This is a genomic window from Persephonella marina EX-H1, assembly GCF_000021565.1.
GTDB lineage: Bacteria > Aquificota > Aquificia > Aquificales > Hydrogenothermaceae > Persephonella > Persephonella marina.
This window is the reverse complement of the sequence record NC_012440.1, coordinates 1,315,066-1,329,722: the sequence shown is the minus strand read 5'-3', so window position 1 is coordinate 1,329,722 and position 14,657 is coordinate 1,315,066. Positions and strand designations below refer to the sequence as shown.

General features: G+C 36.8%; 22 protein-coding genes. 10 read left to right on the top strand and 12 right to left on the bottom strand.

Going from position 1 to position 14,657, the window contains the following annotated elements; genetic code table 11:
• Positions 1-48: 48 nt before the first annotated feature.
• Positions 49-594, bottom strand: coding sequence for a NuoB/complex I 20 kDa subunit family protein (locus PERMA_RS07000; RefSeq protein WP_015898926.1), 546 nt, complete (start codon positions 592-594; stop codon positions 49-51).
• Positions 585-953 (bottom strand): NADH-quinone oxidoreductase subunit A, encoded by a 369-nt coding sequence (locus tag PERMA_RS06995; protein ID WP_012676121.1) that lies wholly within the window; start codon positions 951-953, stop codon positions 585-587. Before PERMA_RS06995 ends, PERMA_RS07000 begins: the two co-directional genes overlap by 10 nt.
• 121 nt (positions 954-1,074) lie before the next feature.
• Between PERMA_RS06995 and thiE the strand changes: the two genes are divergently transcribed.
• From thiE to queA, 3 genes are read left to right on the top strand one after another with little or no spacing between them, the layout of a single operon-like run.
• Positions 1,075-1,695: a thiamine phosphate synthase gene (gene thiE, locus PERMA_RS06990; RefSeq protein ID WP_238527232.1), complete on the top strand. Its 621-nt coding sequence runs from the start codon at positions 1,075-1,077 to the stop codon at positions 1,693-1,695.
• A gap of 38 nt (positions 1,696-1,733) precedes the next feature.
• Entirely contained in the window at positions 1,734-1,958 is a 225-nt protein-coding gene (locus tag PERMA_RS06985; protein ID WP_012675840.1) for a DUF2905 domain-containing protein, read from the top strand.
• Position 1,959: 1 nt separating this feature from the next.
• Positions 1,960-2,973, top strand: coding sequence for a tRNA preQ1(34) S-adenosylmethionine ribosyltransferase-isomerase QueA (gene queA, locus PERMA_RS06980; protein ID WP_012675303.1), 1,014 nt, complete (start codon positions 1,960-1,962; stop codon positions 2,971-2,973).
• A gap of 291 nt (positions 2,974-3,264) precedes the next feature.
• Here queA and PERMA_RS06970 read toward each other — a convergent pair whose 3' ends face one another.
• Positions 3,265-3,486, bottom strand: coding sequence for a DUF167 domain-containing protein (locus PERMA_RS06970; RefSeq protein ID WP_012675816.1), 222 nt, complete (start codon positions 3,484-3,486; stop codon positions 3,265-3,267).
• A 37-nt stretch (positions 3,487-3,523) separates the two neighbouring features.
• Here PERMA_RS06970 and PERMA_RS06965 point away from each other — a divergent pair, with 37 nt between their 5' ends.
• The 7 genes from PERMA_RS06965 (at position 3,524) to PERMA_RS06935 (ending at position 7,803) form a co-directional block, all read left to right on the top strand.
• The gene (locus PERMA_RS06965; RefSeq protein ID WP_012675412.1) at positions 3,524-3,799 is read left to right on the top strand and encodes a hypothetical protein; all 276 of its coding nucleotides are present in this window, start codon (positions 3,524-3,526) and stop codon (positions 3,797-3,799) included.
• Positions 3,799-4,293, top strand: coding sequence for a shikimate kinase (locus tag PERMA_RS06960; RefSeq protein WP_012676579.1), 495 nt, complete (start codon positions 3,799-3,801; stop codon positions 4,291-4,293). Before PERMA_RS06965 ends, PERMA_RS06960 begins: the two co-directional genes overlap by 1 nt.
• Entirely contained in the window at positions 4,290-4,667 is a 378-nt protein-coding gene (acpS, locus tag PERMA_RS06955; RefSeq protein ID WP_012675296.1) for a holo-ACP synthase, read from the top strand. The genes PERMA_RS06960 and acpS overlap by 4 nt, the downstream gene beginning before the upstream one ends.
• 116 nt (positions 4,668-4,783) lie before the next feature.
• Positions 4,784-5,710: a flagellar biosynthesis protein FlhF gene (locus PERMA_RS06950; RefSeq protein WP_012676945.1), complete on the top strand. Its 927-nt coding sequence runs from the start codon at positions 4,784-4,786 to the stop codon at positions 5,708-5,710.
• Positions 5,707-6,573 (top strand): MinD/ParA family protein, encoded by an 867-nt coding sequence (locus PERMA_RS06945; protein WP_012675386.1) that lies wholly within the window; start codon positions 5,707-5,709, stop codon positions 6,571-6,573. Before PERMA_RS06950 ends, PERMA_RS06945 begins: the two co-directional genes overlap by 4 nt.
• 13 nt (positions 6,574-6,586) lie before the next feature.
• Positions 6,587-7,312: a sigma-70 family RNA polymerase sigma factor gene (locus PERMA_RS06940; protein WP_012676214.1), complete on the top strand. Its 726-nt coding sequence runs from the start codon at positions 6,587-6,589 to the stop codon at positions 7,310-7,312.
• Positions 7,312-7,803 (top strand): hypothetical protein, encoded by a 492-nt coding sequence (locus tag PERMA_RS06935; RefSeq protein WP_015899005.1) that lies wholly within the window; start codon positions 7,312-7,314, stop codon positions 7,801-7,803. The genes PERMA_RS06940 and PERMA_RS06935 overlap by 1 nt, the downstream gene beginning before the upstream one ends.
• On the opposite strand, the gene PERMA_RS06930 is transcribed toward PERMA_RS06935, so the two are convergent.
• The 9 genes from PERMA_RS06930 to minC are packed head-to-tail and all read right to left on the bottom strand — an operon-like array spanning position 7,800 to position 14,595.
• A complete protein-coding gene (locus PERMA_RS06930) occupies positions 7,800-8,585 on the bottom strand; it encodes an SDR family oxidoreductase (RefSeq protein ID WP_012676849.1) in 786 nt (261 codons plus the stop codon). The two genes, PERMA_RS06935 and PERMA_RS06930, sit on opposite strands and share 4 nt — an antisense overlap.
• Positions 8,586-8,597: 12 nt before the next feature.
• Positions 8,598-8,909: a hypothetical protein gene (locus PERMA_RS06925; RefSeq protein WP_012675585.1), complete on the bottom strand. Its 312-nt coding sequence runs from the start codon at positions 8,907-8,909 to the stop codon at positions 8,598-8,600.
• 2 nt (positions 8,910-8,911) lie between these two features.
• On the bottom strand, positions 8,912-9,931 hold the full coding sequence (trpD, locus tag PERMA_RS06920; RefSeq protein WP_012676504.1) for an anthranilate phosphoribosyltransferase: 1,020 nt from the start codon (positions 9,929-9,931) through the stop codon (positions 8,912-8,914).
• Positions 9,932-9,934: 3 nt separating this feature from the next.
• The gene (locus tag PERMA_RS06915; RefSeq protein WP_012675814.1) at positions 9,935-10,795 is read right to left on the bottom strand and encodes a peptidylprolyl isomerase; all 861 of its coding nucleotides are present in this window, start codon (positions 10,793-10,795) and stop codon (positions 9,935-9,937) included.
• Positions 10,792-12,252, bottom strand: coding sequence for a bifunctional UDP-N-acetylglucosamine diphosphorylase/glucosamine-1-phosphate N-acetyltransferase GlmU (glmU, locus tag PERMA_RS06910; RefSeq protein ID WP_012675651.1), 1,461 nt, complete (start codon positions 12,250-12,252; stop codon positions 10,792-10,794). The genes PERMA_RS06915 and glmU overlap by 4 nt, the downstream gene beginning before the upstream one ends.
• A 1-nt stretch (position 12,253) precedes the next feature.
• Complete coding sequence (gene hisG / locus PERMA_RS06905; protein ID WP_012675950.1) at positions 12,254-12,910, bottom strand: ATP phosphoribosyltransferase; 657 nt, start codon at positions 12,908-12,910, stop codon at positions 12,254-12,256.
• The gene (gene minE, locus PERMA_RS06900; protein WP_012676907.1) at positions 12,907-13,161 is read right to left on the bottom strand and encodes a cell division topological specificity factor MinE; all 255 of its coding nucleotides are present in this window, start codon (positions 13,159-13,161) and stop codon (positions 12,907-12,909) included. Before minE ends, hisG begins: the two co-directional genes overlap by 4 nt.
• A gap of 2 nt (positions 13,162-13,163) precedes the next feature.
• Positions 13,164-13,976 carry a septum site-determining protein MinD gene (gene minD, locus PERMA_RS06895; RefSeq protein ID WP_015899018.1) on the bottom strand — a complete coding sequence of 271 codons (813 nt, stop codon included), beginning with the start codon at positions 13,974-13,976 and terminating at the stop codon, positions 13,164-13,166.
• A 19-nt stretch (positions 13,977-13,995) separates the two neighbouring features.
• Positions 13,996-14,595, bottom strand: a complete 600-nt coding sequence (minC, locus tag PERMA_RS06890) for a septum site-determining protein MinC (protein WP_012675278.1) — start codon at positions 14,593-14,595, stop codon at positions 13,996-13,998.
• Between the last annotated feature and the right edge of the window lie 62 nt (positions 14,596-14,657).

Below are 14,657 nucleotides of genomic sequence, written 5' to 3'. Positions count from 1 at the left end.
ATCCCGGTATATGAAAGGGGAAAATGCTCCCAAAAATGGGAGCTTCTATTAAAATCCAAGAGGTGATTTCTCTTTAATAGGTATTGGCTGAGAAGCTGTAGGCACTTCTCTGACAGGTATCTCTTCCCAAACCTTACCTTCTTTTTTAGCCTTTATCTTTTTCTGGAGCTCAAGTATTCCCCAGAGGAGTGCCTGTGGCGTTGGAGGACATCCTGGAACATAAACATCAACGGGTATTATTCTGTCAACACCCTGGAGTGTTGCGTATGTTGGGAACGGTCCACCTGCAGATGAGCAACCTCCCATAGCTATAACCCATTTAGGGTCTGGCATCTGATCGTATATAAGCTTTAACATAGGTGCAACCTTGTTAACAACAGTTCCAGCAACTATGAGAACATCTGACTGTCTTGGAGAACCTCTGAATATTATACCGAGCCTGTCAGTATCAAATCTTGATGCTGCTGTATGCATCATCTCTATAGCACAGCATGCAAGACCTACAGATGCAGGCCATAAAGAGTTCCTTCTACCCCAGCTAAGAACTTCCTCAACTGTAGTAAGTATTATCCCATTATTATGTTTTACTGCCATCTTAACGCTCCTTTTTTCCAGGCATATATATATCCAAGTATCAGTATGAAAAGGAATATAAACATCTCAATAAATATCAGCCATGGGTTTATCTCAGCTATAGCTTTAAAGACAGCACCCCACGGCAGAACAAATGCTGCCTCAAGGTCAAACAGAACGAGAAGTAAGCCGAGTAGATAGTATTTCTGCTCTAAGGAGAGATGTGATGTTTTATCGTACAGAGGAACACCACACTCATATGTATAACCTTCCATAGGATCAGGGATTTTAGGAGCTACCAGTCTGTTTATTATAAGCATTGCAGCTCCAATAACTGTAGCAATAACGAAGAATATCAGCAGTGCTAAGTAACCTGTCATAACCCTACCTCGCTACGATAGTCAAACGCCGTTTTATTAGAATAACCGATAATTTTTTCAAAATCAAATCGTATAATATTAAATGATAATAAATAATGCAGGTTTTAGAAAGTTGGAAAGGATGGATCTTTCACTTTACGTTATAACAGATGAAAAACTCCTTGAGGGAAAGGATATTTACAGCTGTATAGAACAGGCTATATCCGGTGGTGCAACCGTTATACAGTACAGAGCAAAAAATAAAAGCTCAAAAAAGATGTATGAGGAGGCTGTTGTTATAAAAAAGGTATGCAGGAAATACGACATCCCTTTTATTGTAAATGACAGGATTGATATAGCCATTGCTGTAGATGCAGATGGTGTTCATCTTGGACAGGATGATCTTGATGTTGAGGTTGCAAGAAGGATACTTGGCTTTGAAAAAATCATAGGACTTTCAACAAAAAAGATTGAGGATGTGATAAAGGCAAACAGCCTTCCTGTTGATTATATAGGCTTTGGATCAGTTTTCCCCACGTCAACAAAGGAAGATGCTGTGTATGCAGGTCTGGAAAAACTTAAAGAGGTTATGAAAATATCGGTCCAGCCTGTTGTTGCTATAGGTGGAATAAATGAGAAAAACCTGACTGATCTTCTGAAAACGGGCTGTAGAAATGTTGCTGTGGTGTCAGCTGTTTTTAAGGATGATAATATAAAAGAGAACACAGAGAGATTAAAAAATATAATGGAAAATTTCACATGACAGACATATATTTTTGAAAAAATTTCCGGGAAGGAAAATTGGAAGGATTAGGAAAAACTATAATACTTATAGGCGTTTTACTTGTGATTATAGGAGTTCTTATAACATTTTTTGAGAAGCTCCCATTTGGGCTTGGAAGACTTCCTGGAGATATCTATATAAAAAGAGATAACTTCACTTTTTACTTCCCTTTAGCAACATCAATTGTACTGAGTATAGTCCTATCATTAATATTCATAATAATCTCAAGGTTCACAAAGTAAGATGCACAGACTGTCAGATTATGACTACAGACTTCCTAAGGAGCTTATAGCAAAGTATCCTGTTGAACCGAGGGACAGCTGTAGACTTATGGTTTTGAACAGAAAAGAAAGAACCATAGAACATAGAATATTCAGGGATATAGGAGATTATCTTAAAGAGGGAGATCTCCTTGTTTTAAACGACACAAAGGTTATCCCTGCAAGACTTATAGGAAGAAAGGAAACAGGTGCAAAGATAGAGATATTTCTTCTAAAACCTGTAACTGAGAATGTCTGGGAAGCTCTTATAAAGAATATTAAAAGACTAAAAGAAGGACAGGTCGTAATAATATCTGAGGATTTCAGGGTAAAACTTTTAGAAAAACTGGATGAAGGAAAGGCTGTTGTCCAGCTTGTAGGCGAAGATATTAAATATCTCATAGAAAAATACGGTCATATACCTCTTCCCCCTTACATTGAGAGGGAAGATGAGGATAAAGACAGAGATTACTACCAGACTGTTTTCGCAAAAAAGGAAGGTGCTGTAGCATCACCAACAGCAGGGCTGCATTTCACAGAGGAACTTTTAGAAAAACTTAAGGAAAAAGGGATAAAAACAGCCTTTGTAACACTACATGTTGGTCTTGGAACATTCAGACCTATAACTGTTGAGGATATAACAAAACACAAGATGCATGAAGAGTTTTACCAGATACCTGAGGAAACACTTGATCTTATAAGGGAAACAAAAGAAAGAGGAAGATCAGTTGTGGCTGTTGGAACAACAGTTGTGAGAACACTTGAGACATACGCACAGACAGGAAAAAAGGAAGGATTCAGCGATATATTTATATACCCACCGTATGATTTCAAAATTGTTGACAGTATGATAACAAACTTCCATCTTCCAAAATCAACACTTCTCCTTTTGGTCTCCGCCTTTGCAGGAAGGGATTTTATACTTGAAGCATACAGGGAAGCTGTTGAAAAAAGATATAGATTTTTCTCATATGGTGATGCAATGTTAATACTATGAAAGGATCTGTGATAAAACTCCTGTCAGGTATCTCTGTTTTTTTAGTATCCTTTCCTCTTATATTCTTTCTGACAGCTTTTATTCAGGACATAACAGGAATATCTACAGGATTTTCATCAATATTTACGCATATCCTGATTTTTACTGTTATATACGGTTTTTTTCAACATATTTTCAAGTTGAACAGAAAGGAATGTATAAAATACACAGTTCTTAGTATTATTACAGGTTATATGGTATTACTTGCCAGCTGTTATTATTTATTCTCAAATGCACCTGACTACTGGTAGCTTAATCTATGATCTCAAATATCTTCTCCCTTGATTTTTCACCTTTTTTAAGTTTTATCCTTGATTTTGGGATCTTAAGGTGTTTTGAGAGAAGCTCTATAACCCTGCTGTTCGCCTTTCCCTTCTCAGGTGGAACTGTAACCCTTATCTCAAAATAATCCTTCTGTATCTCCCTGATCTCTTCTTTTTTTGCGTTTGGTTTTACCTTTACCTTTACAATCAATTAACACTCCCCAAAAGTGTTAAAATTAAATATTAACATGGAAATATTAAAAAAAGCAGTGATCTTTTTCTCAGGGGTTATCGTATATCTTTTCATTTTTTCCGTAACAGACTACCTTATTCCCGGAACATTTTTGTCTGAACATTACAGTTTAACTGTTGCTCTCGTTATCATCTCAGGTTTCTGTTCAAACATTCTTATAAACAGATTCCTTTACAGACTGTGTATAATCAGATCTATCCTTTACTCTTTTTACAGCCTTTTACTTCTTACAGGAACAGCATTTGTTCTATCTTTAAAAGAGGGAGTCTGATGAGAAATATATACCTTGTTGGTTTTATGGGAAGTGGAAAATCAACAGTCGGAAAACTTCTCGCCGAAAAATTAGGATTCAGGTTTGTAGATATAGATCAGGAGATAGAAAAGGAGGAAGGAAAAAAGATAAAGGATATATTCAGGGAAAAAGGTGAAAGCTACTTCAGAGATCTTGAAAAGAGAATGATTGAGAGATTTCTGGGATCTAAAAATCTTGTTGTCTCAACAGGTGGCGGTCTTGGTGCGGACAGTGAAAATATGAGAAAGATGAAAGAAAACGGGACTGTTATCTGGCTTGATACACCGCTTGAAACAGTTTTTGAAAGATGTAAAGGTGATGATGAAAGACCTCTGCTGAAAAAAAACAGGAAAGAGATAAAGGAACTTTTTGAAAAAAGAAAAAAAATTTATGCACAGGCTGATATAAGAATCAGTACAGAAGGAAAATCTCCATACCAGATTGTAAATGAGATTTTAGGAAGGATCAGATGAGATTATATACAGGTATTGATATCGTTGAGAACAAAAGGATAGAGAATGCTTTAAAGAGATATGGAGATACATTTTTGAGAAAGATATTTACAGAAAGGGAGATAGGGTATTGCAAAAATAAAAAAATGATGATAGAATGTTTTTCTGCAAGGTTTGCCGCAAAAGAGGCGTTTATAAAAGCCTACTACCAGGCTTTTGGAAAAAAATTAAAATATAAAGATATCGAGATAACAGGAAAGCAGGGAGAACCTGCAGAAATTTTACTGCACCCCAGTTTCCAGGACAGAGAATCCTCTCTAAACCCTGAAAATATTAGTCTTTCAATATCCCATGAGAAAAATTATTCCGTTGCTATTGTGATCATTTACCTCTAAAAATGCATACTTTTGACTGCATTTTAATATCCCTCTCTACGAATTATTAACTATTAACAACACTTCTCAGTTTGGCATTTATCTTGCTTTATATATTCACAGCGGAGGAGATTAAGATGAAAATGAAGATCTTTCAAGTTGACAATCTTCAAGAGGGATGGGTTAAGATAAGGGAGGATCTTGGAGATAACGCAATAATCCTTTCAATAAAAGAGATTGATGGAAGATTTGAGATCCTCGCAGCATCACCTGAAAAAAAGGAAACAAAACTTAAGAAAAACATACATAAGATAGATCATAAGTTTAACCCCCTATCAAGACTTCTCTCAATCCTTGATAAAGGACTGATACCGGGTAAGCTTGAAGAGAGTCTGTTAGACGAGATAAAAGGTATCTACCTTAAAATAGCTGAGAACATAGAGGGAATAGATATACAGGAAAAGATTGAGAAAGACCCTTTCAAAAAGAAGTATATAACCGTTCTGGGTAATATATCCTCTGGAAAAAGCACAACAGTGGCAAAGATAGGAGCTATCCTGAAATTCAATAAAAACAGAAAGATAGCCATAGCATCATTTGATTTTTACAAGATAGGGGGATCGGAAAGTCTTAAAAAGTTCTGTGAGATAATGCAGATACCATTCTTCCTTATTAAAAATGAGAAGGATCTTATCCTTTACAAAGATGCATTTGAGGAGTTTGATCATATACTCTTTGACACACCGGGTAATATAAAACAGCTTCCTGAGGTTGAAAAGATAGTATCTTTCATAACAAACAGCAGTCAGTCTGAAAATATTCTCACAGTTCCTTTAACAAGGAAGGAAAATATAGTTGAGAAGGATATAAACTACTTCTCAAAATTCAATATAGATCATCTGATACTGACAAAATACGATGAGATACAGAACAGTATTCCTCTTATTTTCATAATTCTAAACTGGAATTACAAGATCAGCTATATAACCGATGGAATGGATGTACCAAAGGATATTAAAGAAGCATCTGAAATTCTTACACAGCTTGTAGAGGTTTACAGATGATGAGAGATCAGGCTGAAAGCTTAAGAAATATGGTAAAGAAAAACAGATCTGTTGACTTTCAGGTTATATCTATAACATCTGGTAAAGGTGGTGTTGGTAAAACAAGCTTCACTGTAAATCTGGCATACATACTACAGAAAATGGGTAAGAACGTTCTCATACTTGATGCTGATCTAGCACTTGCAAATGTTGATATAGTTCTGAACGAAAAACCTAAATACAACCTTCTCCATCTCCTTACAGGGGAGAAAAATATAAATGAGATAATCTGGTCTTCAAAATATGGGATAAAGTTTATACCAGCAGCATCAGGTTTTGAGGAGCTTGCAAACCTCCCGAAAGAACAGCAGATGTTCATACTCAACTCACTTCAGGATATATACTACTCATTTGACATAATGCTTATAGACACATCAGCAGGTATATCAGAAAGTGTTATTAACTTCTGCCTTGCCGCTGATAAAACTGTTGTTGTAACAACACCTGATCCTACAGCTGTAGCAGACTCTTACGCTATATGCAGGATAATATCAAACTACAACACAGGAAACATGGAACTTGGTCTTGTTGTAAATATGACGGATAACGAAAAGGAAGCAGAAAGGATATACAACGCAACAAATAACGTTATAAGGAAGTTCTCAGGAAAAACGATAAAATACTACGGCTGTATAAGAAAAGATGAGAAACTTTCAAAATCAATCAGGGAGAGGTTCGTTTTAACATCAAGATATCCAAACTCAAAGTACAGTCAGGATTTAGAAATTGTTGCAAAGGCCATTTTAGAGGGTAACCTTCCAGAAAAAAAGGAAAATTTCTGGAGAAGAATCTTAAATAACTGGATAAATCTTAAGTTTGATTAAGGAGGAGGAAAAGATGAAGATTTCAAACAGAGAGAGAAACGAGATTATCATGGAGTTTTTACCAAAGATCAACTATATCGTCCAGAGCCTGAAGCAGGAGAATCTTCCTCCAACTGTAACTGAGGAGGATCTGATAAACACAGGTGTTCTTGGTCTGATTGATGCGATCAACAAATACGATCCATCAAAAGGTGTTAAACTATCAACATATGCTGAGATCAGAATAAGAGGTCAGATAATAGACTCTCTCAGAAAACTTGACTGGGTTCCAAGAAACGTGAGACAGAAAGCAAGACATATTGAGGCTGCTATCTTAGAGGTTGAACAAAAACTGGGAAGGGAGGCTACACCTGAGGAGATCGCAGAGTATTTAGGTATGGATGTTGAGGAGTACATGAAGTATGCTGAGAAGATATCAAACAGCGGTCTTATATCTATAGATACAACTGTTGGATCTGATGAGGACGCAAATACGAAACTGTGGCAGATCATATCAATAAATGACGATACACCTGACAAGTATGTTGAAGAGGAAGAATTGAAAAAAATCATTTCTGATATAATTTCTAAGCTTAATGAAAGAGAAAGACTTGTTATAACACTTTACTACTATGAAGAGCTGTCTATGAAGGAGATAGGTGAGGTTTTAGGACTTACAGAATCAAGAATATCTCAGATACACACAAAAACTATGATGAAGATTAAGAGTATGATCAAAAAATACATAAGTAAAGAGTAATGGGAAAGAATAATCTTTATGTTGAGTACCTTTTAGGTGATTTAGAGAGCTACATAATAAGCCAGAAGGCAGAGATAAACTCAATAATAAATGAGAAAAAGGAGCTTACACTAAAGGATAGTGCGTTTATTTTTGATAGATTTTCAAAAAGTCTGAAAAAAACCACCGATCTTATAAAGCATATAAATGAGGTGGAGGATGCTCACCTGCTGAAACATATATCCATCATTACATCTGAGACCCTTGCCTGGATACTCTTTACACTGCCTATGATAGAGACAAATATCCCCATATTCATGGAAGATCTTTTTGTAAAGAACAGACATATAGTTGATGCCATAGGAGAGCTTCTTATACAGTTTGAGGAAACGATAGATCAACCTTCAAAGATAAAAGAGATAGAAAAGGAACTTCTCACTCAGATAAATGATATATCTATGACTATAAGTTCCCTTTCAGAGATGATACAGAAAGGGTCGCTCCCAAATTAACGACCCCTCACAAGTGAAAGTCCACCATCAACAATTATTGTCTGACCCTGTATCCATTTAGCATCTTCTGTACATAGAAATCCAACAACACCTGCTATATCTTCAGGAACACCCATTCTTCCAAGTGGTGTAAGCTTTATAGTTCCTTCCTTAACCTCTTCGTAGTTAGGGAAGAGCTGTATAGCCTCAGTATCTATAGGACCACCTGAAACTGTATTAACATTAATTCCCTTCTCACCAAACTCAACAGCAGCGTATCTAACGAGAGCCTCAAGTGCAGACTTTGCAGCTCCATGTATAGCATAGTTAGGCATATAATCCCTTGTTCCTGTTGATGATATGGCAATTATCTTTCCTTCTCTCCCTTCCATAAGTGGAACAGCTTTCTGAACAGACCATATAAAGCCCATAACTGTTATATCAAATATTCTTCTTGTTCCTCTCTCTTTAAGCCTTAAAAATGGAGCAAATCCACCAACAACCTCTCTTCCAGATGCAACAGCATTACTTACGAATATATCAAGATATCCAAAATCTTCCTTTATCTGGTTGAAAACCCTGTCTATATCATCTTTATTTCCAAAATCACCCTGAATGGCATATCCTTTAACACCTTTACTCTCTATCTCCTTCACAACCTCTTCAGCTTTCTCTTTATTTTTGTAGTAGTTTATGATCACATCAGATCCCATCTCAGCAAGCTTAAGTGCTATAGCTCTTCCAATCCCTCTGCTCCCACCTGTTATAAATGCGAGCTTACCTTCTAACTCCCTGCAGGCCATTAATATCCTCCTTTAATGATGTTCTTTAAACTGTCTTGAGAACTCTAAAAACTTTCTTATAAGGAAGTCTCCTCTGTAACCTTCCTCCACAAGATACATAAAGTACTTCTGCTCCTCATCATTAAGTTCTCTGTGAATGGTATCAACGATCTTTTTATAGGCAAAAAGGGTATCGTTATCCCAGCCTTCACCTGCATAAAATTCCTCAATCTTAACAGGATCCTCAACCTTGTGTCTGTAAGCCTCCTTATAACCAAGCCAGAACATAATAATCATAAGGATAAAAAATGCTCCTGCTATAAATCCAGAAAGTACCAGTTCCACCTTTAACCTCCTTTAGAGTATTCTCTTAATTTTTCCAGAATCTCATAGGCTTTTTTAGAATAAATGGTTTCTTTCGCAAGTTCAATACCTTCTTTGACTGAATCAACAACTCCTACAGCATGGAATGCAAAACCGGCATTAAGTGAGACAAAATCAGTTTTCCTGCTTCTATCTTTTCCTTCAAGAATATCAAGTGCTATCTGTAGATTAAAATCAAGATCTCCACCTCTTATATCATCTAAAGAGGCTCTTTCAATACCAAAATCTTCAGGTTTTACGCTGTAAACGGATATATCACCACCGTCAACCTCAGCAACCATAGTATCTGTTGTTATTGAAACCTCATCAAGACCTTCCATCCCGTGAACAACATAAGCCCTTTCAATACCTAAAAGCGATAGAACTCTTGCAACAGGCTCCACAAGATCTTTATCATAGACACCTAAAAGCTGGTATTTAGCCCCAGCTGGATTTGAAAGTGGGCCTAGTATATTGAATATCGTTCTTACACCTATCTCCCTTCTCTGTCTTATAACATTTTTCATAGCCGGATGGTAAACAGGTGCAAAAAGGAATCCAAGCCCTATCCTGTCTATAGCCTCAGCAGCCTGCTCAGGAGACAGATCTATCTTTACTCCAAGAGCTTCCATAATATCCGCACTTCCACATTTTGAAGAGACAGACCTGTTTCCATGTTTTGCAACCTTAACTCCCGCACCTGCTATAACAAAAGCCGTTATCGTTGAGACATTGAATGTATCAACCTTGTCACCACCTGTTCCACAGGTGTCTATCAGCCTGGATCTATCCTTCACAGGAACCTTTACGGCCTTTTCTCTCATTATCTGGGCAGCAGATGATATCTCTTCTACAGACTCACCTTTCATCTTGAGACCTATAAGAACAGCACCTATCTGGGCATCTGTTGCCTGTCCTTCCATAAGGATATTAAAAAGATCCTTCATCTCATCAGCTGATAGATCCTTACCTTCAGTAATCTTCCTTATATACTCCTTAATCATCTCCTATCCCTCAAGAGATTTATCAATATACTCTACCACAGCATTTTCTTTAAGTTTTTTTAGATAAAGCTCAACCTCTTTCTGTAATTTCTTATTAACCTCTTCTCCAGTTGGCTCCTGATGAACTATCTTTTTCTCTTCAGACTCTATCTTTATAAAATAGACACCTTTATCTGTATCTATCTCAAAGATATCCCCTACTTTATGTTCCCATATTGGTTTATCAAGCGTCTTAACAAGATCTCCCTTTTTAACCTCTCCCAAAAGCCCACCTTTCTCAGCTGTTACAGGATCATCAGAGTACTCTTTTGCAAGTTTATCAAACGGCTCTTTATTTACAAGCTTTTTAAGTATCTCGTACTTCTCATTAAATCCCGGTTTACTTTTATCAAGGTATATAAGTCTTATCTTCCTTAGATCTACAGCTTTACCTTCCTCAATCCCCTCAAAAAGATTTCTCTTAAGGTATATATGAACAAACTTTGATATAACTATCTCCCTTTTTATAAGATCCTTAAAGAGTGAAAAGACAAGACCTCTCTCTTCAAGTCTTTTTTTGAATTCATTAACACTTCCCAGCCTGTTCATCCTCGCAAGTCTCAAAATAGCATTATCAACCTCTGTAGGCGTTGCATGTATTCCAACCTTTTCAGCAGCCTGAGCGAGAATTATCTGATCTATAAGCTTTTTCGCCGCCTCCTTATCACTTTTTACACCATACCACTCTTTAGCAAGCTCAATCTCAGATTTTAAAACAGGTTTTCCATTAACAACGAGAACTATTTTGTCAAGCAGTTTCTCCTCAGATATAGCTGATGATACTACCATCATTACCAGAAGAATCAGTGAAAGAAGCACCCTCATTCATCAGCTCCCTTCTTCTTTTTCCTAATTTCCGCATAGTTTGGGATTATCTTCTGGGCTGATCTTTCAACTGCAAGAGCTTTATCAGGTACATCCTTGGTTATAACAGAGCCTGATCCTGTTATAGCCTCCTCTCCAACCGTCACAGGAGCAACAAGCATAGTATCACTTCCAATAAATGCCTTATCTTTTATAACAGTTTTATGTTTCTTGAAACCGTCGTAATTACACGTTATCGTTCCAGCACCTATATTAACATCATTTCCAACCTCAGCATCACCTATATAACTTAGATGTCTTACGTTTGTCCTGTCGCCTATCTTTGAGTTTTTAACTTCAACAAAGTTACCTATAACAGCTTCAGATCCTACAACGGTATTATTTCTTATCCTTGAAAATGGACCAACAACAGCATTGTCCTGTATAACACTGTCCTCAATAACTGTATTCGCAAGAATTTTTACATTCTTACCTATCCTGCTATTCTTTATGATACAGTTTGACTCTATAACAGTTCCCTCGCCGATCTGTGTACTTCCCCTCAGCATAACATTAGGAAATATCTCAACATCCTTAGAAAGATCAACATCAAACTCTATCCATACAGTCTCAGGACTGTGTATTGTAGCTCCGTTTAACGCCCAGAAGCTCAGGTACTGCATTTTCATAATGTTCTCAGCCCTGGCAAGATCCCATCTGTTATTTATTCCTATAGCCTCCGTAGGATCAGGAATGATAAGTGAGTGTACCTCTTTACCTTTCTTTCTTAAAAGTCTTATCACATCAGTTATGTAGTACTCATTCTGGGCATTATCGTTCTCAAGCTGATCAATAACCTCTGCAAGATAAGGAGCGTAAAATATGTATATCCCTGTATTAACCTCTTTTATTGATCTTTCCTGTGGAGAAGCATCTTTCTCCTCCACTATCCTTAAAACCCTGTGTTGACTGTCCTTAATAACCCTTCCATATCCTGTCGGATCCTGCATATATGCTGTAAGAACAACACCAGCTATATTTTCATTTCTGTAACCTGCCATATCTCCAAGATTAGCCCCTTCGTACCTGACAAGGGCATCCATAAAGCTTATAGCATTTTTCAACGTTTCACCTTTTATAAGGGGCATATCACCGTTCATTATAAGAACATAGCCGTCATAATCCTTGAAATAATCCTTTGCAGCAGCAACCGCATGCCCCGTCCCTAGCTGCTGATCCTGTTCCACATAAACACATCTATCACAGTTTATTGCCTTTTTAACCTCTTCCTTTTTATGTCCTACAACGTATATGATCTGTTCAGGATTTATCCATCTTGCAGAGAGAGATACATAAAAGATCATAGGTTTTCCAAGTATCTCATGTAAAACCTTTGGCTTTTCAGATCTAAACCTTGTTCCTTTACCAGCTGCGAGTATTATAACCTTTGTTTTTTCACCAGAATGGATATGCTCCATCTCACTCTCCTTTATCCAGGAATTTGTGCAGTTTTTCAATTATTGGAAAAAGTTTCTCTTTTCTTGTTTTATAGCTTATCCTGTTCACTATAAGCTTTGCTGAGGACTGTCTTATATGTTCAATAACAACAAGTCCGTTCTCCCTTAATGTTCTACCTGTCTCAACGATGTCCACTATGTAATCAGAAAGACCTACAAGAGGTGCAAGCTCCACAGATCCATAAAGCTCAATAATATGAACTTTAACACCCTTTTTCCCAAAAAACTGTTTGGTCACTTTAGGATATTTTGTTGAGACCTTTATTGATGTAGGATTTGAAAAGTATTTCTCCTTACTTTCAGGAAGTCCTGCAACAACTATACTGCAGACACCTATATTTAGATCAACAGGTCTGTAAACATCCGGATCGCTTTCTATAAGAACATCATCACCTGCCACACCTATATCTGCGATACCATTTTCAACGTATGTTGGAACATCTTTAGCCCTTACAAGAAGAAAATAAAAGTCACCACTTTCAATAATAAGCTTCCTTGATGAGCTGTTGATCTCCTCTTTTAAAATGCCGGCTTTTCTGAAAATGTCTATCGTCTGATCAAATAGTCTTCCTTTAGGAAGGGCTACAGTCAGTTTATTACTATTTAGCTTTCTTATCATCTACTTCCACTTTCCTTTGCAAATGGAATACTTATCCAGAGTTCATATACATTATTCTCATTTTTTATCTCAACTTCAATTTTATTTGGATCAAACTGTGGATACTTTGAGAAAACATCTATAAGATCCTTCTGTAGAAGCTCGGCGAAGTTAGTAGGAAGACCTTTCCTCTCATAGGAAAGAACCATCATAAGCCTTTCTTTAGCAACTTCAGAAGATTTTTTCTTTCTAAAAAAATCTAAAATAGACATAATTACCTCCCGAATAATCTACTTAAGAACCCCTTCTTAACCTCAAGCTCATCAAATGGAACATCAAAACCTTCCAGTCTTCTTGCTATATTTATAAGCGCTCTTCCAGCCGGTGAGTTTTCAGCATAAAGTACTATAGGCTCCCCTTTATTTGTGAAATCAACCATCTTTTCCTCATCTGGGACTATTCCAACTTTCGGTATGTGGAGTATCTCCTCTATATCTTCTACAGATAACATCTCTCCCTTTTTAACCTGGTGTACTCTTATTCTATTTACTATAAGTCTTATATTCTCCTTCTCCATAGACTCTAAAAGACCTATTATCCTGTCAGCATCCCTGACAGAAGAAACCTCTGGATTTGTGACTACCAGTGCTTCATCTGCAGGAGCTGCAGCTGTCTTGAAACCTCCCTCTATACCTGCAGGAGAGTCTATAAATATATAATCAAACTGTTCCCTTACTGCCTCTATTATCTCAACAAGCTGTTCAGGTTTCACCGCTTCCTTATCCTTTGTCTGTGCAGCAGGGAGAAGATAGAGAGAGAGTCCTCTTTTATCCTTAACAAAAGCTTTTTCAGGTGAAACTCTACCCTCAACAACATCAACAATGTCATAAACGATCCTGTTCTCAAGTCCAAGTATCATATCAAGATTTCTAAGTCCTATATCAGCATCAATTGTAAGAACCTTTTTGCCCATCTTTGCAAGGGAGGTAGCCACATTGGCTGTTACAGTTGTCTTTCCTACTCCCCCTTTACCTGAGGTTACTACAAAAACCCTTGCGTTTTTACCGTTTTTTCTCTCTTCCATCATTTTTTACCTCAAAGGTATTTCAAATTTTATCAATATAAATCTGATTATCTTCAATATATGCCTTTTCTGGATATTCCGGTTCTTCCATCTCATCAGGTGATCTTGTGAGATAACTTGCTATCCTTAGCTGTTGTGGTTTTAACTTTAAGGCCATTATAACAGCTGTCTCATCACCATTTGCTCCTGCATGAACGATACCTCTAAGTGTTCCCATTACTATAATATTCCCAGAAGCTATAACATAAGCATCCGGATTAACATCCCCTATAATAAGGATATCACCATCATACTCAACTCTCTGCCCGCTTCTGAGAGTTTTATTTATTATCTTCAGAGATTTTTTTTCAGAAACATTACTGATAGACCTTTTCTCAGATCTTTTGTCTGATGTTCTATAACCTAAAACCTTGGAATTGTACTTTTTGAGGATGCTTTCTATCTTTTCCTTCTGATCCTCAGAAAGTTCCATATCTGAAAGATCAACTACAGAAACAGAACCCTGGAAAAAAGCTGATGAGAGTTTTTTTTCAAGTTCCTCAAGATTTTCCTCAAAAGATCTGCTTTTGTCCAGCTTTATCATCAAAGCTGGAATAGTTACACCTTTAATTTCCAATCCCAAAGTTCTACTCTCTTGTGAAAACTCGTAGTATTATTTATCATATATATTTTAAACCAAGTTTA

Excerpts from the sequence above, each read along its gene's own strand:
- acpS (WP_012675296.1), top strand. The coding sequence starts at position 4,290 with ATGAGATTATATACAGGTATTGATATCGTTGAGAACAAAAGGATAGAG.
- PERMA_RS07000 (WP_015898926.1), bottom strand. The coding sequence starts at position 594 with ATGGCAGTAAAACATAATAATGGGATAATACTTACTACAGTTGAGGAA.
- PERMA_RS06995 (WP_012676121.1), bottom strand. The coding sequence starts at position 953 with ATGACAGGTTACTTAGCACTGCTGATATTCTTCGTTATTGCTACAGTT.
- PERMA_RS06935 (WP_015899005.1), top strand. The coding sequence starts at position 7,312 with ATGGGAAAGAATAATCTTTATGTTGAGTACCTTTTAGGTGATTTAGAG.
- hisG (WP_012675950.1), bottom strand. The coding sequence starts at position 12,910 with ATGATAAGAAAGCTAAATAGTAATAAACTGACTGTAGCCCTTCCTAAA.
- PERMA_RS06965 (WP_012675412.1), top strand. The coding sequence starts at position 3,524 with ATGGAAATATTAAAAAAAGCAGTGATCTTTTTCTCAGGGGTTATCGTA.
- PERMA_RS06950 (WP_012676945.1), top strand. The coding sequence starts at position 4,784 with ATGAAAATGAAGATCTTTCAAGTTGACAATCTTCAAGAGGGATGGGTT.
- minD (WP_015899018.1), bottom strand. The coding sequence starts at position 13,976 with ATGATGGAAGAGAGAAAAAACGGTAAAAACGCAAGGGTTTTTGTAGTA.
- PERMA_RS06940 (WP_012676214.1), top strand. The coding sequence starts at position 6,587 with ATGAAGATTTCAAACAGAGAGAGAAACGAGATTATCATGGAGTTTTTA.
- queA (WP_012675303.1), top strand. The coding sequence starts at position 1,960 with ATGCACAGACTGTCAGATTATGACTACAGACTTCCTAAGGAGCTTATA.
- trpD (WP_012676504.1), bottom strand. The coding sequence starts at position 9,931 with ATGATTAAGGAGTATATAAGGAAGATTACTGAAGGTAAGGATCTATCA.
- glmU (WP_012675651.1), bottom strand. The coding sequence starts at position 12,252 with ATGGAGCATATCCATTCTGGTGAAAAAACAAAGGTTATAATACTCGCA.
- PERMA_RS06915 (WP_012675814.1), bottom strand. The coding sequence starts at position 10,795 with ATGAGGGTGCTTCTTTCACTGATTCTTCTGGTAATGATGGTAGTATCA.
- thiE (WP_238527232.1), top strand. The coding sequence starts at position 1,075 with ATGGATCTTTCACTTTACGTTATAACAGATGAAAAACTCCTTGAGGGA.
- PERMA_RS06945 (WP_012675386.1), top strand. The coding sequence starts at position 5,707 with ATGATGAGAGATCAGGCTGAAAGCTTAAGAAATATGGTAAAGAAAAAC.
- minE (WP_012676907.1), bottom strand. The coding sequence starts at position 13,161 with ATGTCTATTTTAGATTTTTTTAGAAAGAAAAAATCTTCTGAAGTTGCT.
- PERMA_RS06960 (WP_012676579.1), top strand. The coding sequence starts at position 3,799 with ATGAGAAATATATACCTTGTTGGTTTTATGGGAAGTGGAAAATCAACA.
- PERMA_RS06930 (WP_012676849.1), bottom strand. The coding sequence starts at position 8,585 with ATGGCCTGCAGGGAGTTAGAAGGTAAGCTCGCATTTATAACAGGTGGG.